Source organism: Streptomyces sp. NPDC001617 (genome assembly GCF_053596855.1).
Genome location: NZ_JBSFHA010000009.1, coordinates 87206 through 113101, shown reverse-complemented (window position 1 = coordinate 113101; position 25896 = coordinate 87206). Strand labels below are relative to the sequence as shown.

17 protein-coding genes are annotated in these 25896 nt (G+C 72.5%); 3 read left to right on the top strand and 14 right to left on the bottom strand.

Features of this window, described 5'->3' with window-relative positions:
- Nucleotides 1–18: 18 nt before the first annotated feature.
- From ACWC09_RS09990 to ACWC09_RS09970, 5 genes are all read right to left on the bottom strand, one after another.
- Nucleotides 19–1512 (bottom strand): FAD-dependent oxidoreductase, encoded by a 1494-nt coding sequence (locus tag ACWC09_RS09990; protein WP_450850048.1) that lies wholly within the window; start codon nucleotides 1510–1512, stop codon nucleotides 19–21.
- A complete protein-coding gene (locus ACWC09_RS09985; RefSeq protein ID WP_450850047.1) occupies nucleotides 1509–9836 on the bottom strand; it encodes an SDR family NAD(P)-dependent oxidoreductase in 8328 nt (2775 codons plus the stop codon). The genes ACWC09_RS09990 and ACWC09_RS09985 overlap by 4 nt, the downstream gene beginning before the upstream one ends.
- A gap of 227 nt (nucleotides 9837–10063) precedes the next feature.
- Complete coding sequence (locus ACWC09_RS09980; RefSeq protein WP_450850046.1) at nucleotides 10064–11326, bottom strand: vWA domain-containing protein; 1263 nt, start codon at nucleotides 11324–11326, stop codon at nucleotides 10064–10066.
- The gene (locus ACWC09_RS09975) at nucleotides 11323–12576 is read right to left on the bottom strand and encodes an AAA family ATPase (RefSeq protein WP_450850045.1); all 1254 of its coding nucleotides are present in this window, start codon (nucleotides 12574–12576) and stop codon (nucleotides 11323–11325) included. Before ACWC09_RS09975 ends, ACWC09_RS09980 begins: the two co-directional genes overlap by 4 nt.
- A gap of 49 nt (nucleotides 12577–12625) precedes the next feature.
- Nucleotides 12626–14293: a hypothetical protein gene (locus tag ACWC09_RS09970; protein ID WP_450850044.1), complete on the bottom strand. Its 1668-nt coding sequence runs from the start codon at nucleotides 14291–14293 to the stop codon at nucleotides 12626–12628.
- Between the two features lie 137 nt (nucleotides 14294–14430).
- Here ACWC09_RS09970 and ACWC09_RS09965 point away from each other — a divergent pair, with 137 nt between their 5' ends.
- On the top strand, nucleotides 14431–15414 hold the full coding sequence (locus ACWC09_RS09965) for a helix-turn-helix domain-containing protein (RefSeq protein ID WP_450850119.1): 984 nt from the start codon (nucleotides 14431–14433) through the stop codon (nucleotides 15412–15414).
- Between the two features lie 237 nt (nucleotides 15415–15651).
- Nucleotides 15652–16554: a TIGR01777 family oxidoreductase gene (locus ACWC09_RS09960; RefSeq protein ID WP_450850118.1), complete on the top strand. Its 903-nt coding sequence runs from the start codon at nucleotides 15652–15654 to the stop codon at nucleotides 16552–16554.
- Here the strand turns inward: ACWC09_RS09960 and ACWC09_RS09955 are convergent.
- Genes ACWC09_RS09955 through ACWC09_RS09915 form a run of 9 tightly spaced genes read right to left on the bottom strand, consistent with a single transcriptional unit; the run spans nucleotide 16547 to nucleotide 24686 of the window.
- Complete coding sequence (locus ACWC09_RS09955) at nucleotides 16547–17188, bottom strand: CoA transferase subunit B (RefSeq protein WP_450850043.1); 642 nt, start codon at nucleotides 17186–17188, stop codon at nucleotides 16547–16549. The two genes, ACWC09_RS09960 and ACWC09_RS09955, sit on opposite strands and share 8 nt — an antisense overlap.
- Entirely contained in the window at nucleotides 17188–17943 is a 756-nt protein-coding gene (locus ACWC09_RS09950) for a CoA transferase subunit A (protein WP_450850042.1), read from the bottom strand. Before ACWC09_RS09950 ends, ACWC09_RS09955 begins: the two co-directional genes overlap by 1 nt.
- Before the next feature lie 52 nt (nucleotides 17944–17995).
- On the bottom strand, nucleotides 17996–18721 hold the full coding sequence (locus ACWC09_RS09945) for an SDR family NAD(P)-dependent oxidoreductase (protein ID WP_450850041.1): 726 nt from the start codon (nucleotides 18719–18721) through the stop codon (nucleotides 17996–17998).
- The gene (locus tag ACWC09_RS09940; protein WP_450850040.1) at nucleotides 18718–19644 is read right to left on the bottom strand and encodes a fumarylacetoacetate hydrolase family protein; all 927 of its coding nucleotides are present in this window, start codon (nucleotides 19642–19644) and stop codon (nucleotides 18718–18720) included. Before ACWC09_RS09940 ends, ACWC09_RS09945 begins: the two co-directional genes overlap by 4 nt.
- Before the next feature lie 7 nt (nucleotides 19645–19651).
- Nucleotides 19652–20590, bottom strand: coding sequence for a VOC family protein (locus tag ACWC09_RS09935; RefSeq protein WP_450850039.1), 939 nt, complete (start codon nucleotides 20588–20590; stop codon nucleotides 19652–19654).
- A gap of 4 nt (nucleotides 20591–20594) precedes the next feature.
- Nucleotides 20595–21593: an amidohydrolase family protein gene (locus tag ACWC09_RS09930; RefSeq protein ID WP_450850038.1), complete on the bottom strand. Its 999-nt coding sequence runs from the start codon at nucleotides 21591–21593 to the stop codon at nucleotides 20595–20597.
- The gene (locus tag ACWC09_RS09925) at nucleotides 21590–22720 is read right to left on the bottom strand and encodes an FAD-dependent oxidoreductase (RefSeq protein WP_450850037.1); all 1131 of its coding nucleotides are present in this window, start codon (nucleotides 22718–22720) and stop codon (nucleotides 21590–21592) included. The genes ACWC09_RS09930 and ACWC09_RS09925 overlap by 4 nt, the downstream gene beginning before the upstream one ends.
- Before the next feature lie 23 nt (nucleotides 22721–22743).
- Nucleotides 22744–23706, bottom strand: a complete 963-nt coding sequence (locus ACWC09_RS09920; RefSeq protein WP_450850036.1) for a cyclase family protein — start codon at nucleotides 23704–23706, stop codon at nucleotides 22744–22746.
- Complete coding sequence (locus ACWC09_RS09915) at nucleotides 23703–24686, bottom strand: fumarylacetoacetate hydrolase family protein (protein WP_450850035.1); 984 nt, start codon at nucleotides 24684–24686, stop codon at nucleotides 23703–23705. The genes ACWC09_RS09920 and ACWC09_RS09915 overlap by 4 nt, the downstream gene beginning before the upstream one ends.
- Nucleotides 24687–24794: 108 nt before the next feature.
- On the opposite strand from ACWC09_RS09915, the gene ACWC09_RS09910 reads away from it, so the two are divergent.
- Nucleotides 24795–25754 (top strand): LysR family transcriptional regulator, encoded by a 960-nt coding sequence (locus ACWC09_RS09910; RefSeq protein WP_450850034.1) that lies wholly within the window; start codon nucleotides 24795–24797, stop codon nucleotides 25752–25754.
- Nucleotides 25755–25896: the final 142 nt, after the last annotated feature.

Below are 25896 nucleotides of genomic sequence, written 5' to 3'. Positions count from 1 at the left end.
GAGGTCCGAGGGGGCCGGTCAGCGCCCCGGTTCCACCCAGGTGAGCCCGTCCTCCGAGGCCACCAGACCGCCGGGCCGCATCGGCGACTCCTCCTCCAGCGGCCCGCCGAACACACCGCGCTCCTGCAACACCGCCCCCTCCTGGAACACCTGACGCACGGAGGCCGACTCGAAGAGCGGATTGCGCAGCCCGTCGGACTCCGGAAGGCGCCCCACCGCGCCGTCCAGCTCCGAGGAGGCGGTCGTCAGCCGCGCACCCGGATCGGCGAGCGACGCGTCACCGGAGGCCAGCCCGCCCACCAGTTCCACGAACGCCTCCAGCTCCGTCGCCTCCACGTTGGTGACCTTGCGGGCCTTCCAGAAGTACGACCGCTCGTCCTGATGCATGTCGTAGAAGGAGACCAGGAACTCGTAGAACAGCGCGTACTCGTGCCGGTAGCGGGCCTCGAACTCCCCGAACAGCCGTGCCTCGTCGGTCTCCCCGGCCAGCGCGCTGTTGATCGACCGGGCGGCGAGCAGCGCGCCGTACGTGGCGAGGTGGACGCCGGAGGAGAGCACCGGGTCGACGAAGCAGGCCGCGTCCCCGACCAGCACCATGCCGGGCCGCCACAGCCGCGTCTTCCAGTACGACCAGTCCTTGCGCACCCGCACCTGGTCGTACGGCGCCTCGGTGGCCTGCTCCACCCCGGCGAGCATGTCCCGTACCTCCGGGCACGCGTCGATGAGCCTCCGCCAGCCGGCCACCGGATCCCGCTGTATGTCGGCCGCGTTCTCCCGGCTCACCACCGCACCCACACTGGTGAGGCCGTCCCGCAGCGGGATATACCAGATCCAGCCCTCGTCGAAGGCGGCGCAGAAGATGTTGCCGTCGTTGGGCTTCGGCAGCCGCGCACCGCCCGCGAAGTAGCCGAACACCGCGATGTTCCGGAAGAAGTCCGAGTACGTCCGCTTCCCGCCGACCTCGCCGTGGATACGGCTGCCGTTGCCGGAGGCGTCCACGACATACCGGGCCCGTGCCTCGCGGACCTCGCCGCCGGGGCCGGTCCAGCTCACACCCCGCACCCGCTCCCCGTCGGCGACCACGCCCCGCACGCGGCAGCGCTCGCGCACGTCCACGCCCTTGCGGCGGGCGTTGTCCAGCAGGATCGCGTCGAAGCGTTGCCGTTCGACCTGGTAGGCGAACGAGGTCGGGTCCGCCAGCCGTGGCGAGAGGGCGAAGGAGAACTGCCAGGGGTCCCGGTTGCGCCCCCACCGGAAGGTCCCGCCGCGCTTCACCTTGAACCCGGCCCGCGCCACCTCGTCCTCGACACCCAGGATCCGGCACACGCCGTGCACGGTGGAGGGGAGCAGCGACTCGCCGATCTGGTAGCGGGGAAAGGCCTGTTGCTCCAGGAGCAGGACACGATGGCCGCGCAGGGCGACGGCGGTGGCGGCGGTGGACCCGGACGGTCCGCCGCCGACCACGATCACGTCGAACTCCTCGACCGTGGTGGGCTCGTCGATGGCGTTCACTGCTCTCCTTGTGTGCTCGAAGTGCCGGTGTGCTCAAGGGAGTTGATCCACTCCTGGACGGCCGTCGCCGTGGACGGGGCGTGTTCCCGCATGAACGAGAAGTGGTCGCCGGGGACATCGACCCGGCCGTGCGGCAGCGGCCACGACGTCCGCCACTCGTCCGGGCCCGCGCCCGCCTCCATCTCCGGGGTCGGCTCGGTGACCCGTACCAGCAGGGTGGGCGTGTCGACCGGCTCCGGCTCCCAGTCGAGGAACATCCTGGTGTACGCCCCCAGCGCCGCGACGCCCGCGTCCTCGTCCCCGGAGAAGTCGTGGCCGCCCAGGCGCGGTGCGATGGCCGCCGGCAGGGACAGCAGCCACTCCTTGCCGCTGTTGCCGTCGTTGATGAGGTACGTGTCGAGCAGCACCTGCCCGAGCGGGGCCCTGCCCAGGGCCTCAAGGTGTCGGGTCACGGCATGCGCGACGGCGCCTCCCGTACTGACACCGGCGACGACGAAGGGCCGGTCGCCCACCTGCCGCAGCACCGTCTCCGCATGGGTGTGGGCGAGCGTCTCCCGGTCCGCCGGCACGGCGCTGCCGGCGCCGATACCGGGGTGGGGGAGTTCGAGGACGTCCAACTCGCCCTGGAGACAGCCGTGGAAGCGCGCGAACTCGCCGCCCGGCGCGGCGAAGGGCGGGTGCTGGCCGGTGAAGAAGACGAGCACGGGACGGTCGCCGGGACCGGTGGCGCGCGGCAGGGGCGGGAGGGCGTGCTTCCGGCTGTCCGCCGCCTCGAAGGTCGGCACCGCCCAGGACGCCGTGACCAGCATGTGCATCGCGGCGACGACCTGACCGGCCTCGCAGACCCGCCGATAGAGCGCGGACAGCGTCTGTGTGGGCCGCTCGTCGGCGACCGCGTTGCCGGGCAGGTCGTCGAGCAGGCCGAGCACATGGCGGGCGAGCCCCTCGGCCGTCGGGTGCTCGAACACCACGGCGGCCGACAGCCTCAGCCGCAGCGCCATGCTCAGCCGGTTCCGGATCTGCACCGCCATCAGCGAGTCGAAGCCCAGCTCGGCGAAGGACTTGCCGTCCGGCAACGAGTCCACGTCCGGATACCCGAGCACAGCCGCCACGTCCGCCCGCATCAACTCCGCGAGCCGGCCCTCGCGTTGGGCACCGGGCAGCTCGGCGAGCACCTTCCGCCAGGCTCCCGGCTCACCCACCTGCTCGGTATCGGGCTCTCCCGTACCCGCCGCGGGCCTCTGCCGAGGTACCAGCCCGCGCAACAGGGGCGGCAAAGTCCCCTGCGCGGAACGGAGGTTGGCCCGGTCCAGCGCGACCGGCACGAGCACCGGCTCGCTCTCCCGGAGCGCCGCGTCGAACAGGGCCAGACCCAGCTCGACGGAGAGCGGCCGGAACGGGTCACCGGCATTTCGCGGGGCGGCCATACCGCCGACCGTCTCCCACGGACCCCACGCCAAGGAGACGGCGGGCAGGCCCAGCGCGGTGCGATGCAGGGCCAGGGCATCCAGGAACGAGTTCGCCGCCGCGTAGTTGCCCTGACCGGCGCGCCCCAACAGGCCGGACACGGACGAGAACAGCACGAACGCCGACAGGTCCAGATCCCGGGTGAGCTCGTGCAGATGCCAGGCCGCGTCCGCCTTCGGCCGGAGTACGGCGCCCAGCCGATCGGGGGTCAGCGCGGCCAGTACGCCGTCGTCCAGCACCCCGGCCGCATGGACGACGGCGGTGAGGGTCGGCGCACAGCTCTCGATCACCCCGGCCAGTGCCGCCCGGTCGGCCACGTCACAGGCCACGATCCGTACCTCGACGCCCAACTCCGTCAACTCGTCCCGCAGTTCGCGGGCGCCCGGCGCCTCGGGCCCTTGCCGTCCGGTCAGGACCAGGTGCCGAACGCCGTACGAGGAGACGAGATGCCGGGCGAGCGCCGCACCCAACGCACCGGTACCACCGGTGATCAGCACGGTGCCGTCGAGGGAAGGCGCCCTCCCCGGGACGGCGGCCGCCTGGGTCAGTCGCGGCACCGTCACCTTCCCGTCGCGGACGGAGAGCTGGGGCTCACCACTGGCCACGGCCGCCGGCAGCAGCCGCCGCGACTCGGGCCGCCCGTCCGTGTCGACGAGGACGACACGGCCCGGCAGCTCCGACTGGGCCGCGCGCACCAGTCCCCCCACCGCGGCCCCGGCCAGGTCGGGGTCGGAGGCGGTGGCGTTCTCCGTCACCACGACCAGGCGTGAACCCGCTGTCCCGGGATCGTCCTGCCAGTCCTGCAAGGCGCGGAGCACGCTCGCCGTCGACCGGCGCACGGCAGCCAGCGGGTCAGGCCCCACCGCCGGGTCGACGCTCATGATCACGGTGTCCGGTTCCTGCGCGGCGGTGTCGACATCCAGGGCGATCCACTCGGGGCGCCACAGCGCGCGCCGTACGGCGTCAGCCGCCGACTCGACCGTGCCGTCCGGGAGTTCGCGGGTGGCCAGGGAGTCCACCTGCGCCACCGGGCGGCCCGTCGGATCGGCGAGCGTGACCGAGACCGCGTCCGCCGCGGTCGGGGCGATCCGTACGCGCACTTCGGTGGCCCCGGTCGCATGGAGGCGCACGCCGTTCCATGCGAACGGCACCCGGACGGCCCCCGAGGCGGAGCCGGTCAGCAGCGGTGCGTGCAGGGCCGCGTCCAGCAGAGCCGGGTGGATTCCGAAGCGGTCGGCTCCCGGCAACTCCCCTTCGGACAGGCGGACTTCCGCGAACAGTTCCTTGCCGCGCCGCCATACCGTCCGAACGCCACGGAAGGCCGGCCCGTAGACGAGACCCGTGTCCGCGAGGCGGTCGTAGGCCTCGGAGAGATCGAGTCGGGCCGCGTCCCGCGGTGGCCAGGAGGTGAGTTCGGGTTCCGGGGGCGGTGCGGTCGGCGAGGCGCCGAGCAGGCCGGTCGCGTGCCGGGTCCAGGGGGCGTCCGCGGTGTCGGGGCAGGCGTAGAGGTCGAGGGGGCGTCGGCCGGACTCGTCCCTCGCGCCGACCACGACCTGGATCCGTACCGCCGTGCCCTCGGGCAGCGTCAGCGGGGCCACGACCACGAGTTCGTCGAGGATGCCGCAGCCGACCTCGTCGCCCGCCCGTACGGCCATCTCCACGAAGGCCGTCGCGGGGACGACGACCTGCCCTGCGATCACATGGTCGGCGAGCCACGGGAAGGCCGTGGGGGACAGGAGGCCGGAGAACACCGTGCGGTCGGTGTCGGGGACGGCGAACGCCGGGGCCAGCAAGGGGTGTTCGTGGGGGGTGGCCGACGGACTCGGGGTGGTGCCGGGGGCGTCCAACCAGTAGCGGCGGTGCTGGAAGGCGTACGTCGGCAGGTCGACCCGGCGTGCTCCGGTGTGCGCGAGAGCGGTGGGCCAGTCGATGTGCGCCCCGCGCACCTGGAGGCGGGCCAGGGCGGACAGCAGGGTCTGTGGCTCGGGCTCACCGCTTCGGGCGGCGGCGACGCACAAGGGGGCGTTCTCCGCCAGGCAGTCCTCGGCCGCCGCGGTGAGCGCGTGACCCGGGCCGACCTCCAGGAACGCCGAGACCCCGTCGTCCCCGAGCCGCCGTACCGCATCGGCGAACCGGACCGGTCGGCGGGCGTGCCGGACCCAGTACTCCGGGGAGCGGAGCTCGTCGGGCTCGGCCGGGCGGCCCGTCACCGCCGAGACCATCGGGATGCGCGGTGCCCGGAAGGTCAGGTCCTCGGCGACCCGACGGAAGTCGTCGAGCATCGGGTCCATCAGGGGCGAGTGGAAGGCATGGGAGACCCGCAGACGGATGGTCCTGCGGCCGCGCGCCTCGAACCCGGCCGCCACCGCGAGCACCGGCTCCCGAACGCCTGAAATCACCATGGAGCGCGGGCCGTTGACGGAAGCGACGGCGACGTGGCCGCCGGTGTCGGCGAGCGCGGCGAGTGCCTCCTCCTCCGTCGCGTCCAGTGCCATCATCGCCCCGCCCTCGGGGAGCGCCCGCATCAGCCGGCCCCGGGCCGCGACGAGCGCTGCCGCGTCGGGCAGGTCCAGCACACCGGCGACATGGGCCGCCGCCAGCTCGCCCACGGAGTGGCCGGTCAGGACGTCGGGGCGGACACCCCAGGACTCCAGCAGCCGGAACAGTGCCACCTCGAAGGCGAACAGGCCGGTCTGGGCGAAGTCCGTACGGTCGAGCAGGGCGGCTTCCGGGGAGCCCGGCGCGGCCGACAGGACGACGCTCAGGGGTTGTTCGAGACGGCCGTCCAACTCCTGGCAGACCTCGTCGAAGGCGGCGGCGAAGACAGGGAACGCGGTGCGCAACTCGGCGCCCATGCGGGCGCGTTGGGCGCCCTGTCCGGTGAACAGGAAGGCCGTACGGATGCTCGGGTCGGCGATGCCCCGCACCGGGCCACGAGCGCTCCTGCCATCGGCGAGCGCCTCCAGAGCGGTGAGCATCTGCGCGGAATCCCCGGCCGCCACCGCCGCACGGTGGGGCAACGCCGACCGCGACACCGCCAGCGAGAACCCGACGTCGGCCGCTGAGAAGCCCGGCCGGGCCGCCAGATGGTCGGCCAGCCGACGGGCCTGGGCGCGCAGGCCGGTTTCATCGGCGGCGGAGAGCAGCCAGGGGAGCGGGCCGGGTGTGTCGGTGTGGGAGTGCGGCTCGGGGCTGGGCCCGGGTGTGTCGGCGCCGGAGTGCGCCTCGGCCTCCGTTTTCCCGGCCCTGGACAGCCGCTCGGGGAGCGGGCCGGGTGTGTCGGTATGGGAGTGCGGTTCGGGAGCGGGGGCGGGTGTGTCGGCGCCGGAGTGCGGCTCGGAGCTGGGCCCGGGTGTGTCGGCGCCGGAGTGCGGCTCGGCCTCCGTCCTCTCGGCCCTGGACAGCGGCCCGGGGAGCGCGCCGGGTGTGGCGGCGTGGGAGTGCGGCGAGGGAGTGGGGCCGGGTGTGGCGGCGTGGGAGTGCGGTTCGGGGCTGGGCCCGGGTGTGTCGGTGATGGAAGGCGGTTCGGTCTTCGTCTTCTTGGTCCTGGACGGCGGCTCGGGGAGGGTGGTGGGCTCGGCGGTGTCGGACAGTGGCCTGGGCGTGGCTTCGAAGCCGTCCCCGGAGCCCGGTGCAGGCCGCGGAGGGGACTTCTTCGCGCCCACCGCATCCGCGATGTGCGGCGCCTCCTCCAGGATCAGGTGTGCGTTGGTTCCGCCGATCCCGAACGCCGAGATGCCGGCCCGGCGTGGCGCCGAGGCCGTGCGGGGCCATGGGCGGGCCTCGGTCAGCAGCTTCACCCGGCCGGTGGACCAGTCGACGTGCGAGGTCGGCTCGTCCGCGTGCAGGGTGCGCGGGAGTCGCTCGTGGTGCAGGGCCTGCACCATCTTGATGACACCGGCGACGCCGGCCGCCGCCTGCGTATGGCCGAGGTTGGACTTGACCGAGCCGAGCCACAGCGGCGGCCGGTCCTCCCCGCGTCCCTGGCCGTAGGCCGCCAGCAGGGCCCGCGCCTCCACCGGGTCGCCGAGCCGGGTGCCCGTGCCGTGTGCCTCGACCGCGTCCACGTCCTCGGAGTGGAGCCCGGCGTCCGTCAACGCCTGGGAGATGAGGAGCTGTTGGGCCTGCCCGTTGGGGGCTGTCAGTCCGTTGGAGGCGCCGTCGGAGTTGACCGCCGAGCCGCGCAGGACGGCCAGTACGGGATGTCCGTGGCGCCGGGCGTCGGACAGCCGCTCCAGCAGCACCAGCCCCACGCCCTCGCCCCAGGCGGTCCCGTCCGCCGAGGCCGCGAAGGACTTGCAGCGGCCGTCGGGAGCGAGCCCCCGCTGCCGGCTGAACGCCGTGAACGCCTTGGGAGTCGACATGACGGTGACTCCGCCGGCCAGTGCGAGCGAACACTCCCCGGAGCGCAGCGCCCGCGCCGCCCAGTGCAGCGCCACCAGGGAGGAGGAGCAGGCGGTGTCGAGCGTGACGGAGGGGCCACGCAGGCCGTAGACGTACGAGAGCCGCCCGGAGGCCACGCTGCCCGCCGAGCCCAGGGCCAGATGAGCCTCCAGTTCATGTGTGCTGAGCCGGGAGGAGTAGTCGGCGTGCATCATGCCGACGAACACACCCGTGTCGCTCTCGCGCAAGGTCGCCGGGGTGATGCCGGCCCGCTCCCAGACCTCCCAGGACGTCTCGAGGAGCAGCCGCTGCTGCGGGTCCATGGCGAGCGCCTCGCGCGGCGAGATCCCGAACAGGTCCGCGTCGAACTCCGCGGCCCGGTGCAGGAATCCGCCGCTGCGGGTGTACGAGGCGCCGACGCGGTCCGGGTCGGGGTCGTACAGGGCGTCCAGGTCCCAGCCCCGGTCGGTGGGGAAGCCGGTGATGGCGTCCCGGCCCTCCGACACCAACTGCCACAGGTCCTCGGGGGAGTTGACGTCTCCGGGATACCGGCAGCCCATGGCGACGATCACGATGGGATCGTCGTCGCTCCCGCCCGCGCCGGTGTGCGGTGCGGACGCGGTCTCCGGTGCGAACAGGGTGTCGTACACCTGTCGGGCCAGCGCGGTCGGTGTGGGATGGTCGAAGACCAGCGTCGACGGGAGCCGCAGCCCGGTCGCCTCGCCGAGCCGGTCGAGGAGGGTCACGGCGCTCGCGGACGTCAGTCCGAGGTCCGTGAAGGTGCTGTCGGGGGACGGGAGTTCGGACTGTCCGACCTCGGCCGTCTCCGCGAGCACCGCCTCACGCAGGGCGCGTTCCCGTGCCTCGGGCGGAAGGGACAGCAGCTCTCGGCGCAGGGATCCCCCGGGCTTCGAGGCCGCCGCCGGTATCTGCACGACGGCGTGACGGGCGATCTTGCCGGACGCCGTGCGCGGCACGGCCGCGATCTCGTGGATCTCGACCGGCAGTTTGTACGCCGCCAGCCGGGGGCGGCACGCGTCCAGGACACTTCGGGCGTCGAACCCGCCCGGTTCCGGGACGACGTAGGCCACCGGGACCTCGCCCAGGACGTCGTCCGGCCGCCCCACCACCACCGCGTCCCGCACTCCGGGGCAGCGCAGCAAAGCCTGCTCGACCTCCGTCGGGTGGATGTTCTCGCCGCCGCGGATGATCAACTCGCTGACCCGGCCGGTGAGTCGGAGATGGCCGTGCTCGACGCGCCGGCCCAGGTCCCCGGTGCGGTACCAGCCGTCCCGCAGCGCGGCCCCGGTCTCCTCGGCCTGGTCGTGGTAGCCGGACATCAGGCTCGGCCCGCGCACCCAGAGCTCGCCCTCGGCCCCGTCGGTGACGTCGTGGCCCGAGCCGGGATCGACGACGCGCACCTCCATGCCGGGGACCGGTGGGCCGCAGGAGCCGTCGACGCGCGGTCCGAGCGGGCGGTTGACCGCGATCATGCCGCAGGTCTCGGTGGAGCCGTACGCGTCGAGGAGTGGTGCTCCCAACAGGTCCTCCACCGCCCGGCGCAGGGCCGGTGCGCTCGGCGCTCCCGCCACCAGGCAGGTCCGCAGCGGCGGCGGGGAGGCGGCGCCCTCGGCGGACGCCAGGAGCTGGTGGTAGGTGGCCGGCACTCCGGCCAGGACGGTGTAGGGGCCGGGCAGGTCGGCGTGCGGGGTGTGGAGTTCGCGCAACAGGCCGTCGGGCGGGAGGAGTTCGGCGGTGATGCGGGCGCTCGCGCCGACCGCGGTGACGCCGAGGATCGCCAGGGAGTGGCCGAAACTGTGGAACAGGGGGAGGGGCCACAGGAGCCGGTCGTCGGAGGAGAGGCCGAAGAGCGGGGCGTAGCAGGCGGCCGGTGACCACAGGGCGGCGCGCTGGGTGGACAGGACGCCCTTGGGGCGGTGGGTGGTGCCGGAGGTGTAGAGCATCCAGGCTGGTTCGTCCAACCCGAGGTCGTCCCGGGGCGCTTCGGCGGAGTCGGTCTCGGCCGCGTCGGTGAAGCGCGCCGTGCCCTCGGGGGCGTCGGCCGGGAGCGGGTCCGGGCCGGTGAGGAGGACGCGGACAGGGCGGCCCAGGCGCCGCAGCCGGGGGAGCTGCGCGGGGTCGGTGACGAGGACCGAGGCGCCGCTGTCCTGGAGGAAGTGGGCGAGTTCGGCGTCGGAGGAGCGGGGGTTGAGGGGCACCCCGACCGCCCCGGCCCTGACGGTGGCCAGCACGCTCTCCACCATCTCCACGCGGTTGCCCAGACAGATCGCGACCCGCTCGCCCCGCCGCAGGCCGGTGCGGGCGAGATGGGCGGCCAGCCGTCCGGTGCGCCGCTCCAGCTCGGCGTAGGTGACGGCCCGTACGTCATCGGCGTAGGCCACTCGCGACGGCGAGGCCACGGCATGAGCCTTCAGCAGCTCGGGCAGCGGACGGATCAGCTGGTCGTGCGTCATGGTCCTGCCCCTCCGGCGCCCGCCGGGGGCACGGCGCCGTCAATCCCCTTGCCGAACAACATCATCGAGCCTAGGGCAGGGCCACCGGTGCTCGAACAGTTCAGCGACCGCTGTCGGGGCACGTCTGCTTGCCCGGACGGGGCCTTTGGGGCACCTCCGCCGGGCGGAAAGGGCAACGGACCGGGGTCGATGAGGCACCCCCGCCGGGTACCAGCGGACAACGGCACCTATCCGATCTCCACCACCCGCGCCCAGACGGGCGGCGAGTCCGGCACGTAGTCGGGGTCGTCCTCGATCCAGGACCCGTGGGACCGGGGGAACAGACCCACCACCGTCCGGGCCGCCGGCCGCGCCTTCGGCCAGGGGGTCTGCCCGTCGGTCAGCACCACGACGACGTCGGGGCGCGGCCGTGTCCGCAGCGCCGTCGCGAAGCCGGTGCGCAGATCCGTACCGCCGCCGCCGAGCAGCGGGATGCCCTCGGCGCGGCACAGGGGGTGCGCGACCCGGGCCGCCGCGTCGCACGGCACCACCGTCACCAGGTCGCGCCGGCCGCCCAGGGCCCGGGAGATCGCGGCGACTTCCAGCAGCGCACTGCCCAGTTCGGCGTCGCTGACGGAACCGGACGTGTCGATGACGACGGAGACCCGCGGCGGCCGGCGCAACAGACTCGGCAGGACGACGCCGGGCAGTCCGGCCGAGCGGCGCGCGGGACGGCCGTAGGAATAGTCCTCGCCCACCCCGGAGCCGGAGACCGCCGAGCGGAGCGCCGCCCCGAGCAACTCCCGCCAGGGCTGCGGCGGATGGAACGCCTCCTCCGCCCACCGCTCCCACCCCTCCGGGGCGCTGCCCGGGCGGCCCTTGATGCCCTGTGCCACCCGGTGGCGGACCGCGTCCTTCTCCTGTTCGCTGAGCCCGTGCGCGCCGTCCGGACCCAGCTCCCACTCCCGCTCCCGCCCGTCGGCGCCGCTCCCGCAGTCCAGCCAGGCCAGACCCTGGGTGCGCGGCCCGAGCCGGAACTGACGCAGGTAGTCCTCCATCAGCTGACCGTCGGGCAGCTGCAGGTGCCCCGGCCGTACGGCCCCTTCGGGCCGGGTCAGTCCGTCGCCGTACACGTCGTCGTTGATCTCGAAGTCCGCGGCGATGTTCATCCGCAGCCGCTCGCCCGGGCCGGTCAGCCCGCGCTGCCTGGCGACCCGCTCGCTGCGCCCGTGGTGGTCGCGCAGCAGGTGCGACACCTCGTGCACCCACACGCCGGCCAGTTCCTCCACCGGCGTGCGGTCCACGAACCCGGGCGAGACATAGCAACGCCAGTACCGGTCCACGGCCATCGTCGGCACGTCCCGCGACTCGACGGTGTGCAGGGCGAACAGGGCCGTCGCCAGATAGGGCCGGGCACGGACGGCCTGCAGACGGGCGGCGAACAGCTTGTCGAGATCCAGGGCTCCCTGCGTGTGCGTATCCAGGGCCCGCTGTGTGTCCGTGCCGCTCATCGACCCGCCCTCTTCGCCCCCGCGGCGGTCCGGGCCGCGGCCTCGTCGGCCCGCCGGGACAGGGTCACGACCCCGGCGAGGCGTTCGATGGACGCCGGGACGTCCCAGTCCTGCCGGCGCAGCGAGGCCAGGGTGGTCGCGGGTACGACCACCAGGTCCGGGGCGCCGGTCTCCACCGCCCGCACCAGCAGCGCCCATGCCGCGTCCCAGCGGGCTCTGTCGGGGCGAGAGCGGACGGCCGCCACCACACCGTCGAGCGTGGCCTGCCGCAGGTCCCCGCGCTCGGGCAGGACGGCACCCGCCGGGTCGGCGAGCAGCTCCTCGGGGTCCGGGAGGTCCATCCGGTCCACACTGGCCAGCAGCTCCAGCCCCGGACCGTCCCCCACCGTCCCGCGCACCAGCAGCGACAGCACGTCCCGAGAGGACCCGGCCGCGGTCGCGAAGGCGATCAGGCGCAGGGTCATCTCCCAGCTCCGGGGCGAGGGCCAGGCCCCGCCCTTACGGGTCTCGTTGGCGGGCAGCCGGTGCACCAGCGTGGGCCGGACGGCCAGCAACCCGCACACGGCACGCCGGGCGAAGTCCACGGCCTCCGGAAGCTTCCGCGGGTCGAGCCGGGGCAGCGTCGCCCGCGGCCAGGTCCCGCCGAGGCCGCGTACGACGACCTCGTGGTCGTGGGTCCACTGAAGATGCACGAAACGGTTGGCCAAAGGCGCGCTCAGCTCCCAGCCGTCGGCCGCCGAGGACCGCGGGTTGGCGGCGGCCACGATCCTTACGCCGGGCGGCAGTTGCAGGGTGCCGATACGCCGTTCCAGCACCAGCCGGAGCAGCGCGGCCTGCACAGCGGGCGGCGCGGTGGACAACTCGTCGAGGAACAGCAGGCCTCGCCCGGCCCGCACGAGGCGGACGGCCCAGTCCGGCGGGGCCATCGGCACGCCCTGCTCGGCCGGGTCGTCGCCGACGATCGGCAGTCCCGAGAAGTCGGACGGCTCGTGCACGCTGGCGATCACCGTCGTCAACGGCAGATCCAGGGCCTCGGCCAGCTGCGTCAGCGCCGCGGTCTTGCCGATCCCCGGCTCACCCCACAGCAGCACGGGCAGGTCGGCGGCCACGGCCAGCGTCAGCGCCTCCAGCTGGATGTCGGGGCGGGGTTCGGTGGTGGCGTCGCGCAGCAGGGCCAACAGCTCGTCGGCTACGTCGAGTTGCGAGGTAGTGGTGTTTTCGGGCAGGACGAGCGGAGTGCAAGTGGGCATGTGTGATCACCTTTTGAGGTTCGAAGGGTGTACGAGGATGAGCTTCTGGTCAGCGATAGGTGCTGTGCCGACGGCGTGAGCGACGGTCGGACGGACGCGGCGGCCCGGGGAGGACCCGGCCGGGCCCGGGCCCGATGAGCCCCGCCCTGAACAGGCCGTACATGATCCGCCGCTGCGCCGCCGCCTCCAGCTCGTCCCGCAACGGCCCGTCGCGCAGCACCGCCTGAGGACCCAGCAGACCTTCTACGACGGCCAGCGCGCCGGCCGTGTCCCCGTGGTCCAGGCGTTCGCGCACGCCGGCGAGGCAGTCGGGGCGGCGGTGTGCCTCGTCGATCGCCTGGAGGCAGGGCAGCGGGGTACCGGTCAGCGCGGCCAGCAACTCCTCCCGCCGGATCTCGTCCGGGGCATGGTCCAGCGGCGCCAGCACGCCGTCGACCAGGCCGATCCGGTGCGGGGCACCACGGCAGTCGACAAGATGCGGATCTCCTGTCCGCCCCGAGGCCCGGTGCCCGCCGGCCGGTGAGTGCCCCGGTGCCAACGCGGCGGCGACCAGTGGATGCAGCCGGCCGGCCTCGATCGCACCGGACCGGATCAGATCGAGATCGGGCAGCACCCAGGTCGCGGCGTCGGGCAGAACGGGAAGCGAGGAGCCGCGACCGATCGAGACCGCCGCCACGGGCGCGCCAGGTGAGTCCCGGAGAGATCTGAGCGTGGTCGGGCTTTGTGGGTTGCGGTGGGGGTCCGGTGCGGGCGCACCTTGTAGGTTCCGGAGAGGTTCCAGCGTGGCTGTGCCTTGCGGGCCCCGAAGAAGTTCCAGCGCGGCCGTTCCTCCCGAGTCCCTGAACAGGTTCAGCCCGGAGACGGCTTGGGAGTTGCCGAGCAGGTCCGGCACGGGCGTGCTTGCCGAGCAGCTGAGCGGCGGGAGGGCGGATGTGCCGTCGCCACCCCCGAGTCGATCCCAAGCGGGCGGGCTTCCCGGCTCCCCGGGCAGCTCCAGGATCAGCCGGTGCCGTCGCTCCAACCGAACCGCGACCCTGCGTCCGCCCCGCCCTTCGGCTCGCAACAGAATCGCCGCCTCGGCCGACCAACGACCCACGGCACACCGGAGCCCCTGCGGCACCGACCGCGGCAACTCGGGCTCCGGGAAAGGACCGTCGGGCGGCAGATCCGCACCGCACCGGACCCGCAGCTCATCCGCTCTGCGCGCGTCCCAGAGATGCCGATGCAGATCCAGGCGGAAGCGGCCGCTGGGATGAGGGTGCGGATGCGGGCAGACCCCGAGCCCGGAGTCGGCCCCGTCCCACACCGCCAGGCTGATCCGCTGACCGGCATCCGCCCAGGCCGGCGGAGTCCGGGCGACCAGATGCACCGGGTACGGACCGTCGCGTCCCTCGGCCGTGTACCGGGTCAGGGCGACGGTGAGCCCCGGCCGCAGCAGCCCGTCGGGAGCGATCCTCGGCATGTGCCAGCGCAGCAGGTCGGGCGCCAAGTGCCGTAGATCGTCCCGGAGTTGGGCCATGAGCCCAGGCCCATGGGCACGCTTCACGGAACGCAGATCGAGATCCACGTCGACCCGTGCGGCGGCACACGCCCCCGCCCAGTCCCCGGCGAGACGCCGGGCGGTCGCGGTCTGGATCATGGAGGCCGGCACGGCGAACTCGCGCACGCGCAGCCAGAAGGAGAGGCGGGCATCCCCGTCCGCGAGGTGAGTGGCCATCAGCACTCACCTTGCGTGGACGGGACCCCCAATCTGAGAACAGAAGGAGTCGTCATCGTCGAGGATCGTAACCACAGCCGTTCCGATCTGTCAGCCGCATTTTCCGGGGCGCATGAGCCGTGTGATTGACTACGGCCGTGCTGGACGAGTCGGTCTTCCGGACCAGGGACCTCCCGGTGGCCGACCGGTTCGAGGCCTGGACCGAGCGACTGGGCCGCACCCACGCGCCCATGGAACTGGACAGTGACCGCGCGGCGGACTACCGCGGAATCCAGCGCCTGATCTGCCTCGGAGACGTCACCGTCTGGCCGGCGTCCTTCGACCACCTGGTGTTCCGCCGGACTCCGAGGCTGGTACGCCGCTCCGACCCCGAGGTCTACCATCTCTCTCTGCTCAGGAGGGGCGAGGGCGCGGCCAGTTGGGGCCGGCAGCAGCTCGCTTACCGCATCGACGACTTCCACACCAACAGCTCCTCGCGCTCGTGGGAGATCCACACCGGCGCGGACCCGGTCACCGTGATCGGACTCGAGATCCCGCGAGCCCTCGTGGCCCTGCCGGGAGGGCGGACGGACCGGATCATCGGCAGCCGCATATCGAGTCGCGAGGGCATCGGCGCGCTGCTGGCGCAGTTCCTCGTGCAGCTGGTCTCGGACACCGGTCCCTACCGGCCGTCGGACGGGCCGCGGCTCGGAACCGTCGTCGCCGACCTGGTCACGGCCGTCTTCGCGCAGGCGCTGGAGGCCGAGAGGGGGCTGCCGCCCGAGACCCGGGCCCGGACACTCACCCTGCGCATCAAGGCGTTCATACGCCGTCATCTCGCCGACCCCGAGCTGACCCCCGCCCGGATCGCCGCCGCGCACCACATCTCGCGCAGCTATCTGTACCGCCTCTTCCAGGCCGAGGGCACCACCGTCGCCTCGTACATCCGTGAGCGGCGTCTCGCGGGCGCCCACCGGGAGCTCGCCGATCCGGCACTGCGCCCCCTGCCGATCCACGCCGTCGCCGCCCGCTGGGGCTTCCCTCGCGCCGCCGAGTTCACCCGCGCCTTCCGCACCGCCTACGGCGTCCCGCCGAGCGAACTGCGGGCGCAGGCAGCGGAACGTGGACCGTCCGCCCGTTAGTGGACTGACTGCCAACCAGGTGTGGACTGTCCGCCAACGACACGGCGGCGACCCTCCGCGCATCCTTGTGATCACCGCCGCGTACGTGCGAGGGGAACACGTACGAGCGCAGCAGGGGCGGGGCCAGGACCACGGGGGAGTCCTGGCCCCGCCCTTTCGCATGCCGTGGGCTACACAGATGATTGAAATATCAAACATATCGGGATGGTCCCGTACGCCCGGATCGAGGTTCGTTCCATGCATGTCGTCATCAGTGGTTCCACTGGGCTGATCGGCAGCGCGCTGACCGCGTCGCTGCTCGCCGACGGTCACCGCGTCACCCGGCTGGTCCGCCGGGAGCCGCAGGCCCGGACCGACGGGAGCGAGGAGGCGCGCTGGGAACCACGGGCGGGCGCGGTCGACCCGGCGCTGCTCGACGGCGCGGACGCGGTGGTCGGCCTGGCCGGCGCAGGGGTCGGCGACCGGCGCTGGACGGCCTCGTACAAGCGGGAGATCCGCGAGAGCCGGGTGCGCGGCACCGGCGCCCTGGCCGCGGCGATCGGCGACTGCGAGAAGCCGCCGGCCGTCTTCGTCTCGGGCTCCGCCGTCGGCTACTACGGCGAGACCGGGCAGGCCGTGGTCGACGAGACCGCCCGGCCCGGCCAGGACTTCCTGGCCGGCGTCTGCCAGGAGTGGGAGGCCGCGGCCCGGGGCGCCCGGACGGCCGGGACACGGGTTGTCACCACCCGATTCGGGATCGTCGTCTCGCCCAAGGGCGGCGCGATGGGCCGCCTGCTGCCGCTGGCCCGCGCCGGGCTCGGCGGACGCCTGGGCAGCGGCAGCCAGTTCTGGAGCTACATCTCCCTGTCCGACACGGTCCGCGCCCTGCGCCACCTGATCGACACCGAGTCGGTCACCGGCCCGGTCAACATGACCACCCCGCACCCCGCGACCAACCGCGAGATCACCGCCGCCGTCGGCAGTGCCCTGCACCGCCCCACGATCCTGGCCGTTCCCGCCTTCGCCCTGCGTCTGGTGCTCGGCGAGTTCGCCGACGGCATCCTGATGAGCCAGCGCGTGGTGCCGAGCCGACTCCTGGACTCGGGCTTCGAGTTCGAGCACCCGACCTTCGAGGCGGCCCTGGCCTCCGCTGTCAACTGAGCTGACGGGCGCGGACGGGCGCGGCGGTCTTCGCCGAGATCTCCTCGTACGACACTCCGGGCGCCGTCTCGACCAGGAGGAGGCCGTCCGGGGTGACGTCGAGGACGCCGAGGTCGGTGATGACGCGGTGGACACAGCCCTCGCCGGTGAGGGGCAGCGTGCACTCCTTGACGATCTTCGGGGTGCCGTCCTTGGCGGTGTGGTCCATGAGGACGATGACGCGGCGGGCGCCGTGGACCAGGTCCATCGCGCCGCCCATGCCCTTGACCATCTTGCCGGGGATCATCCAGTTGGCGAGGTCACCGCGCTCGGACACCTGCATGGCGCCGAGGACGGCCGTGTCGATGTGGCCGCCGCGGATCATTCCGAAGGAGAGGGCGGAGTCGAAGAAGGAGGCGCCGGGCAGGACGGTGACGGTCTCCTTGCCGGCGTTGATCAGGTCCGGGTCGACCTCGTGCTCCTGCGGACAGGGTCCGGTGCCGAGGATGCCGTTCTCGGAGTGCAGGACGACGTGCACGCCGGGCGGGAGGTGGCCGGGGATGAGGGTGGGCAGGCCGATGCCGAGGTTGACGTAGGAGCCGTCGGTGAGTTCGGCGGCGGCGCGGGCGGCCATCTGGTCGCGGGTCCAGGGCATCAGGAACGTACCGTTCTCTTCTCGATCTGTTTGTCGGTGGCCTGGGTGGGCGTCAGCTCCACGACCCGCTGGACGAAGACGCCGGGCAGGTGGACCTCGTCGGGCCTCAACGCGCCGGGTTCCACGAGCTCTTCGACCTCGGCGACGGTGATGCGGCCGGCCAGGGCGGCGAGGGGGTTGAAGTTGGCGGCGGCGCGGCGGAAGACCAGGTTTCCGTGGCGGTCGCCGCGCCAGGCCCGTACGAGGGCGAAGTCGGTGGTGATGGCGTGTTCCAGGACGTGGGCGCGGCCGTGGAAGGTGCGGGTCTCCTTGGGCGGGGAGGCGACGGCGACCGTGCCGTCGGCCGCGTGGCGCCAGGGCAGGCCGCCCTGGGCGACCTGGGTGCCGACGCCGGCCGGGGTGTAGAAGGCGGGGATGCCCGCACCGCCGGCGCGCAGCCGTTCGGCGAGGGTGCCCTGCGGGACGAGCTCCACCTCCAGTTCGCCGGAGAGGTACTGCCGGGCGAACTCCTTGTTCTCGCCGACGTACGAGCCGGTGACCCGGGCGATGCGGCCGGCGGCCAGCAGGACGCCCAGTCCGCGCCCGTCCACCCCGCAGTTGTTGGAGACGACGGACAGACCTGTCGCCCCCTGCTCGTGCAGGGCACGGATGAGGACCTCCGGCACACCGCTGAGGCCGAAGCCGCCGACGGCCAGCGAGGCGCCGTCGGGGATGTCGGCGACCGCCTCCTCGGCGGTCGAACTGACCTTGTCCATAAGGGGATTGCCTTTCCATTGCCTTTCAGCTGCCCCTTGACGGGCAGGGCTCTCAACTCAGCGCGTCCGAGATGGACTTGACGCCGCCGTGCGCGGTGAGGCCGCCGTCGACCGGGATCTCCGCGCCGGTGATGAAGGACGCCTCGTCGGAGAGCAGGAACAGCACCAGTGGGGCGACCTCGTCGACGGAGCCGGTGCGGCCGAGCGGTGTCTCTCGGATGTTGGCCTCGCGGAAGGCCGGTGCGGCCGAAGCCGTCATCTCGGTCTCGATGAATCCGGGATGGACGGTGTTCACACGGATGCCGCGCGGGCCCAGCTCCGTGGCCGCCGCCTTCGACAGGCCGCGCAGCGCCCACTTGCTGGTCGTGTAGGCGACCGGATAGTGGCCGGTGAGGGCGGCGGTCGAGCCGACGTTCACGATTGACGAGCCCGGCGGCATCAGCGGAGCCAGGTGCTGGATGCCGAGCAGCGGACCGGTGACGTTGACCGCGTGGACCCGGGCGAGGTCCTCGGGTCGTACGTCCCCGAGGCGGGCGCGCCGGGTGATGCCCGCGTTGTTGACCAGACCGTGCACGCCGCCGTACGACTCCTGTAGTTCGGCGGCGAGTTCGGCCCACTCCTTGTCGCTGGTGACGTCGAGGCGGCGACAGTCTCCGTGTGGCTGCGCGTCGGTGGCGATGACGCGGGCGCCCGCCCGGGCCAGGGCGTCCGCCTCGGCGGCACCCTGACCCCGGGCGGCGCCCGTGACCACCACGACCCTGCCTTCGAGACCTCTCACGGCCGCTCCCGGCTGCGGCGCCGGGCGACCGGCAACGGCACCGGATCGGCGCCCGCCACCACGGTGTTGGAGACGGCACCGATGCCCTCGACGGTGAGGGTGACGGTGTCGCCGGGCCGCAGCGGGGGCGGGTCCTGGCGACCCCGTACGCCCCAGAGCTCGGCCAGGCAGCCGCCGTTGCCGCACGTCCCCGAGCCGAGGACGTCACCCGGGCGGACGACCGTGCCACGGGAGGCGTACGCGACCATCTCCTCGAAGGTCCAACTCATGTTGGACAGCAGGTCCTTGCCGACCACCTCGCCGTTGACCTCGGCGGTCAGCGCGAGGCGCAGGAAGCCGCCGGCGTCGCGGTACGGCTCCAACTCGTCGGCGGTGACCAGGTACGGGCCCAATGTGGCCGCCGTGTCCTTGCCCTTGCAGGGGCCGAGACGGACCTGCATCTCACGGGACTGGAGGTCGCGTGCGGACCAGTCGTTGAAGATCGTGTAGCCGAGGATGTGTTCGCGGGCCTGCTCCGGCGTGAGGTCGCGGCCCTCACGGCCGATGACGGCCGCGACCTCCAGCTCGAAGTCGAGCACGTGCGAAGCGGGTGGCACGGGGACGGTGTCGTACGGGCCGACGATCGCGTACGGGTTGGTGAAGTAGAAGGTCGGCGCGTCGTACCAGGCCTCCGGCACCCCGCCCGCGCCGTCCACCGACCGTCGTACGCCCTCGACGTGTTCCTCGAAGGTAACGAAGTCCCGCACGGTGGGCGGCTGCAGGGGTGGCAGGAGGCGGACGTCGGCCAACGGGACGGCGGCGCCGACCGGTCGGGCCGTCGGCGCGTCGAGCGGTGACGTGCCCTCCGGCAGGGGACGGACGACATCGCCTTCGACGATTCCGCACCGACGGTGGCCTTCGTGGACGTAGCTGGCTATGCGCATGGACGCCTCACACCGGCGGGGCGACGAACACGCCGCGGTCGATGTCGTTGAAGGACTCCTTGGCGACCATCTCGTTCATGGGGTTGGCGGTGCCCCACTGGTCGGTGATCTCGGGCTGCGAGAAGTCGTAGACGTGCGGGTGCCAGGTGTCCTCGTCCAGAAGCTCCAACTCCGTCGTGTACTCGACGGTGTTGCCGTGCGGGTCGAAGAAGTAGGAGAAGGTGTTGTCGCCCGCCATGTGCCGGCCGGGACCCCAGATCTTGCGGACGCCGGACCTCAGCAGACGGCCCGTGCCGCGCATGTACTCGTCGATGCCGCGCAGTTCGAAGGAGATGTGGTGCAGCGCGGTGTGCGGGCCCTTGGCGATGGCCATGGAGTGGTGCTGGTTGCTGATCCGCATGAAGTGCATGACCTCGCCCATGTGCGGCGAGTGCAGGGTGTCGGAGAGCCGGAAGCCGAGGTGGCGCTCGTACCACTCGCGGGTCTTGTCGAGGTCCGGGGAGTTGAGGACGACGTGCGACAGCTTGACCGGGATCGACTCCTTCTCCTCGATCTTGCGGTGCTGCCGGGCCTCGACGTCGGCCGAGACCTCGATGGTGCGTCCGTCGACGTCGAAGAAACGGAAGCCGTAGCCGCCGCCGGGGGTGTCGACCTTGCCCGGCTGGGAGATCAACTGCACGCCTCCGGCGAGGAGTTGCTCGGCGAGCGTGTCGACGTCGGCAGCTGAGGCCGCGCCGTAGGAGACGAGGTCGAGGCGCTTGTCGTCGGCCTTCCGCAACCGGACGACGTACTGCTCGGGGCTGCCCTCGGCCGCCAGGAAGGAGATCCCGGAGTCCTCCGCGACCTTGGTCAGACCCCAGACGCCCGAGTAGAAGTCGAGCTGCTTGTCGTAGTCGGGCACGGCGAGGTCGACATGGCGCAGATGGGTGAGCAGGCGGTCGCTCATGGTGTCAGTCCTTCCGGAGGAGCGCGGCGGCGTTGCCGCCTCGTACGGCGTGGAGGTCGGGCTCGGAGAGGCGCGCGGCACGCAGCGCGCCCACGGGGTCCTCGGTGCCCATGTCGAAGGGGAAGTCGGAGCCGAGCAGCACCCGGTCGGCACCCGCGACGCGGATCAACTCCCGCAGGACGTGCGGGTCGTGGACCAGGGAGTCGAAGTACAGGCGCTTGAGGTAACTGCTGGGCGGATGGGCGCAGCCGGCACCCGCGTCGGAGCGGGCGGACCAGGCGTGGTCGGAGCGGCCGATGTGGGTCGGCAGATAGCCGCCGCCGTGCGCCGCGATCACCTTCAGTCCGGGGTGGCGGTCCAGCACACCGGAGAAGATGAGATGCGACAGCGCGACCGCGTTCTCCGTCGGCTGCCCGACGGTGTTGGACAGGTACCACCGGTCGAGGCGCTCGTCGAGCGTGCAGCCGAAGGGGTGCAGGAAGAGGATCGCGCCCGTCTCCTCGGCCCGCGTCCAGAACGGCTCGTACGCCGGGTCCGACAACTCGCGGCCCGGCGCGTGCGAGGAGATCTCGACGCCCAACAGGCCCAGACCCATGGCGTGTTCGAGTGCGCGCACCGCCAACTCCGGGTGCTGCAGAGGCGCCAGACCCAGGCCGGACAGCCGGTCACGAGCCTGGGCGCAGTGCGCGGCGGTCGCCTCGTTGGCGAGCAGGTACAGCTTCTCGGCCGTCTCCTCGTCCGCCCAGTAGTGGTAGTGCGAGGGGGACGGGCTGACGAGCTGGACGTCCACGCCCTGCGCGTCCATCGCGGCGAGGCGCACGGCCACGTCCGTCAGCTTCGGGATGCGCTCGCGCACCATGGGACCGTTGACGGCGAGCGCGGCCGGCCCGTTGCGGCGGGCGTCCAGCGCCCTGGCCTCGGCGAGACCCGGCAGGTCGGCCACCAGGGCCTCGACCTCGGGAAGCAGGACGTGCGCGTGCACGTCGATCGTCGGCGCCGTCACGGCAGCTCCTTGAGGAAGTTCATCGTGCTGCCGATCAGCCCGGGCACATCGGCGTCGCGCACACCGTCCAGCTGCCACTGGCCCAGCTGGACGGACGCCTCGACGACGGTCCGCACCCGCGGCATGCGGCGCTCGTAGTACGCCTGGAAGAGCTCCTCGTCCCAGTCCCGGCCGCCGGTCAGCAGCTCCGCCAGTACCGAGGCGTCCTCCATGGACATCGCCGCGCCCTGCGCGAGGGTCGGCGGGCAGCAGTGGGCCGCGTCGCCGACGAGGACGACCCTGCCGCGGTGCCAGGAGCCCTCGACCAACAGCCGGTCGAACCAGGTGTAGTTGACCTTCGCCGGGTCGGTGATGTGTTTGACGATCTCCGTCCAGGCCCCGCCGTACCCCTCGGCCAGCCCGCGCATCTCGTCGGCGTACGACTCGGGAGGGATCGTCGCCCGGTCGCGGCACCGCTCGACGACGTACGCGTAGATGGTGTTCTCGCTGGTCGGACAGTAGCCCGCGATGAAGGCGGGCCCGCCGTAGGCAAGGTCGGTGCGGGTGACGTCCTGCGGGCGCGGGGCGGGCGTGCGCCAGATCGCCATGCCGGTGGGCTCGGGCTTCTCGGTGATGCCGATCGCGGCACGGGTGGCCGAGTTGAGTCCGTCGGCGGCGATGACGAGGTCGTAGCGGCCGCTCGTGCCGTCGCTGAAGCGCACCGAGACGCCGTCGGCATCCTGCTCCAGGGTCTCGGCGGTCGTGCCCAGGCGCACACCGGCGCCGGACGAGCGGACCGCGTCGATGAGGATCTGCTGGAGGCGGGGGCGCTGCATGCCGAGCGTGGCGGGCAGGTCCTCGCCGCCCGTCTTGATGTCCTCGCCGACGAACAGGACCGTGCCGTCGGGGGCGGTGACACCGACCGAGGCGAAGGGGTAGCCGGAGGCCGCCACCTGCTCCCACACACCGAGTTCGCGCAGGACGCGCAGGGCGTTGCCCTGGAGGGTGATGCCGGAGCCGGTGGTGGCGTTCCAGTCGGGCCTGGCCTCGATCAGGTCGACGTCGATACCGGCGCGGCGCAGCAGGACCGTCACGGCGCAGCCGGAGGCACCGCCGCCTATGACGAGGACGCTACGGGTCTGGGTCATGGGGAACTCCCTTGTTCCGCCGGTTATTTGACGGCGATGGGGTTGACCGGGGAGCCGACGGCTCCGGTGATGGGCAGGGGGGCGGCGGTGAGCCAGAACTCGTAGACGCCGTCGGCCGCGCAGTCGGCGGCGAGCGCGTCGGGGTCCCACATTTCGCCGATGAGCAGGCCGATGTGGGGGATGGCGATCTGGTGCAGGGGCTGGAAGGCGTGTGCGAACTCGTTGGGCCGTACCTCGAAGCCCCAGGTGTCGGTGGCGATCGCGGCGATCTCGGTGCGGTGCAGCCAGTCGGCGGTAGTGAAGGACAGGCCGGGCGAGTCACCGCCGGCGTACTCGCCCCAGCCCTCGCGGCGAGCCCGGGTCAGCCGTCCGGTGCGCACGACGACGATGTCGCCGCGGCCGACCCTCACCCGGTGGGCCTCGGCGGTGGCGGTGAGGTGCTCCTCGGTGATGGCGAACCCGTCGGGGAGTTCGCCGTCGGTGCCGATGACGTGGCCGACGTCGAGCAGGACGGCGCGTCCGGCGACGTGCGGTGCCATGTGCTCGATGCCGGTGACGAGGTCGCCGTCGGAGGTGACGACCTGCTCGGCGGGCCGTCCGTTCCAGGCGTGGCCGTGGTCGAAGATGTGGCCGAGTCCGTCCCACTGGGTCGAGCACTGCAACGGCATCGCGATCACGTCGTCGGCGCCGCCGATGCCGTGTGGGAAGCCCTGGTTGCCCAGGGCCGCGTCGGTGCCGGTGTCGAGCATCGTGTGCACGGGGTTGGTGCGCCGGCGCCAGCCCTTTTGCGGGCCGTTCATGTCGAAGCGCTGGGAGAGGGAGAAGCTCTCGCCGCGGCGTACCAGTGCGGCGCCTTCGCGGCGTTTGGCCTGGTCGAGGAAGTTGAGGGTGCCGAGCACGTCGTCTTCGCCCCAGCGTCCCCAGTTGGAGCAGGTCTTGGCGGCCTGGGCGATGGCGCCCTCGGGGTCGTGGCGGTCCAGGCTCATGCCGGCACCTCTGCGATACAGCGGGTGCGCTGTGCGCCGAGTCCGGTGATGGAGCCGTCCATGACGTCGCCGTCGCGCAGCAGCCGGCCCCAGTGGATGCCGTTGCCGGCCGGTGAGCCGGTCAGTACCAGGTCGCCGGGCAGGAGCCGGGCGGTCTGGGAGATGTAGGAGACCAGGCGGGCGATGCCGAAGAGCATGTCCTTGGTGGACTCGTCCTGCATGGTCTGGCCGTTGAGTTTCAGCGTGACGCGGAGATCGCCCGGGTCGGCGAGGGAGGAGGCGGGCACGAGCCACGGGCCCAGCGGGGTGAAGCCGGGGGCGTTCTTGCTGCGCAGCCAGTCGGTGCCGATGGCCTTCATGTCCCGGCGGAACACGGTGGCGCGGTCGGTGAGGTCGTTGGCGATGGTGTAGCCGGCGACGTGGTCCAGGGCCTGGTCGACGGAGACCTGGTAGGTGGGCCGGGAGATGACGGCCGCCAGTTCCAGTTCCCAGTCGGGCTGCTGGGCCCAGGAAGGGAGGGTGACGTCGTCGTAGGGTCCGGTGATGGTGCTGGGCAGGCCGATGAAGACGTAGGGCAGGTCCTCGGCGGCCCGTCGGTCCATGACCGCGGCGATCTCGGCTCGTGCTTCCTCGACCGTGCGTGGGTCGTCGGGGGAGCGGTGGGCGACCTCCAGGTCGATCACGTGCTGGCGGTAGTTGGCGCCGGACTGGAAGATCTGACGCGGCTCGACGGGGGCATGGACGTGCAGGGCGTCGAGCGGCTGCCGGTCCGCCTCCTCGTCCGCCGCCAGCTCGTGCAGGCAGGGGAGCAGCTCGGTCCAGCGTTCGAGGACCGCGCGGCTCGTCAGGGTGGGATCGCCGAGAGCCGTCCGAAGGTCCAGGACCTGCCCCGCGGGGACCACGAGACCGGGGAAAGACGCCTGGCCAGGGGCGGAGAAGGTACCGAGAGCGAACGGTCCGGAGAAAGCTGCGGGTTTCACGGGCGTGTCCTCCTGATTGCGATGTGACTAATCTGGCCCCACCTCCCGCAATCTGGGAAATCGATTCTGTGGATGCGGATCATCCAGCATGTTTATGAGGAGCGTGCCGTGAACCTCGCCAGCCTCGACCTCAACCTCGTCGTCGCCCTGCGCGCCCTGCTGGAGGAGCGCAACGTCACCCGCGCCGGCCGCCGCATCGGCCTCAGCCAGCCCGCGATGAGCGCCGCCCTGGCCCGGCTGCGCCGCCACTTCGACGACGACCTGCTCTCCCGCGTCGGCGGACACTACGAGCTCACCGCCCTCGGCCAGGTCCTTCTCGACCGTACCTCCGCCGCCTGCGACCTGCTGGAACGCCTCTTCACCAGCCAGGCCGACTTCGATCCGGCCCGCGAGGAGCGGGAGTTCACGATCGTCTCCTCCGACTACGCGGTGGCCGTCTTCGGCGCCGAACTCGCCCGCACCGTCCACCGCGAGGCCCCCGGCATCCGGCTGCGCTTCACCCAGACCCCGCCCGGCATCGTCGAGGGCGTCGGCACCCTGCTCAGCACCACCGACGGCCTGCTCATCCCGCACGGCATCATCAGCGACTTCCCCGCCACCGAGCTCTACCGCGACCGCTGGGTCTTCGTCGTCGCCGAGGACCACCCCGAGATCGGCGACCGGCTCACCCGGGACGACCTGGCGCGGCTGCCGTGGGTGACGTACCAGCGCATCTACGACGCCCCGGCGGTCCGCCAGCTCGGCATGCTCGGCATCGAACCGAAGGTCGAGGTCTCCGCCGACAACTTCACGCTGCTGCCGTTCCTGGTCGCGGGCACGCGCCGGATCGCCCTGGTCCAGGAGCGCCTCGCCCGGCTGCTGGGCGCCGTCGCCCCCGTACGGATCATGGAGGCGCCTTACGAGGCCGTGCCGCTCCAGGAGGCCCTGTGGTGGCATCCCGTGCACACGCACGACGCCGCGCACATCTGGCTGCGCGAGACGGCGGCACGGGTCGGGGCCATGGTGGGCGGGCAGGTCGTCCACGGGGTGGATGAGGACGATCCGGGAGTTCGATCGCCGGGGGACTAGGCGCGGGGCGCGACGTTGCCCATGGTCGGGGCGGTTCCTGACGCCCGCCGCTCGTGCCGGGCGCAGTCCCCTCGGGTGCACCGGCGCTCCCCGGCGTGGCGCGGTCACGGCCGCGGTACGGCTCGGTATCCGCTGCCACCGT

Coding starts and splice junctions, on each gene's coding strand:
- ACWC09_RS09985 (WP_450850047.1), bottom strand. CDS start 9,836: ATGACGCACGACCAGCTGATCCGTCCGCTGCCCGAGCTGCTGAAGGCT.
- ACWC09_RS09980 (WP_450850046.1), bottom strand. CDS start 11,326: ATGAGCGGCACGGACACACAGCGGGCCCTGGATACGCACACGCAGGGA.
- ACWC09_RS09975 (WP_450850045.1), bottom strand. CDS start 12,576: ATGCCCACTTGCACTCCGCTCGTCCTGCCCGAAAACACCACTACCTCG.
- ACWC09_RS09970 (WP_450850044.1), bottom strand. CDS start 14,293: ATGGCCACTCACCTCGCGGACGGGGATGCCCGCCTCTCCTTCTGGCTG.
- ACWC09_RS09960 (WP_450850118.1), top strand. CDS start 15,652: ATGCATGTCGTCATCAGTGGTTCCACTGGGCTGATCGGCAGCGCGCTG.
- ACWC09_RS09955 (WP_450850043.1), bottom strand. CDS start 17,188: ATGCCCTGGACCCGCGACCAGATGGCCGCCCGCGCCGCCGCCGAACTC.
- ACWC09_RS09950 (WP_450850042.1), bottom strand. CDS start 17,943: ATGGACAAGGTCAGTTCGACCGCCGAGGAGGCGGTCGCCGACATCCCC.
- ACWC09_RS09940 (WP_450850040.1), bottom strand. CDS start 19,644: ATGCGCATAGCCAGCTACGTCCACGAAGGCCACCGTCGGTGCGGAATC.
- ACWC09_RS09935 (WP_450850039.1), bottom strand. CDS start 20,590: ATGAGCGACCGCCTGCTCACCCATCTGCGCCATGTCGACCTCGCCGTG.
- ACWC09_RS09925 (WP_450850037.1), bottom strand. CDS start 22,720: ATGACCCAGACCCGTAGCGTCCTCGTCATAGGCGGCGGTGCCTCCGGC.
- ACWC09_RS09920 (WP_450850036.1), bottom strand. CDS start 23,706: ATGAGCCTGGACCGCCACGACCCCGAGGGCGCCATCGCCCAGGCCGCC.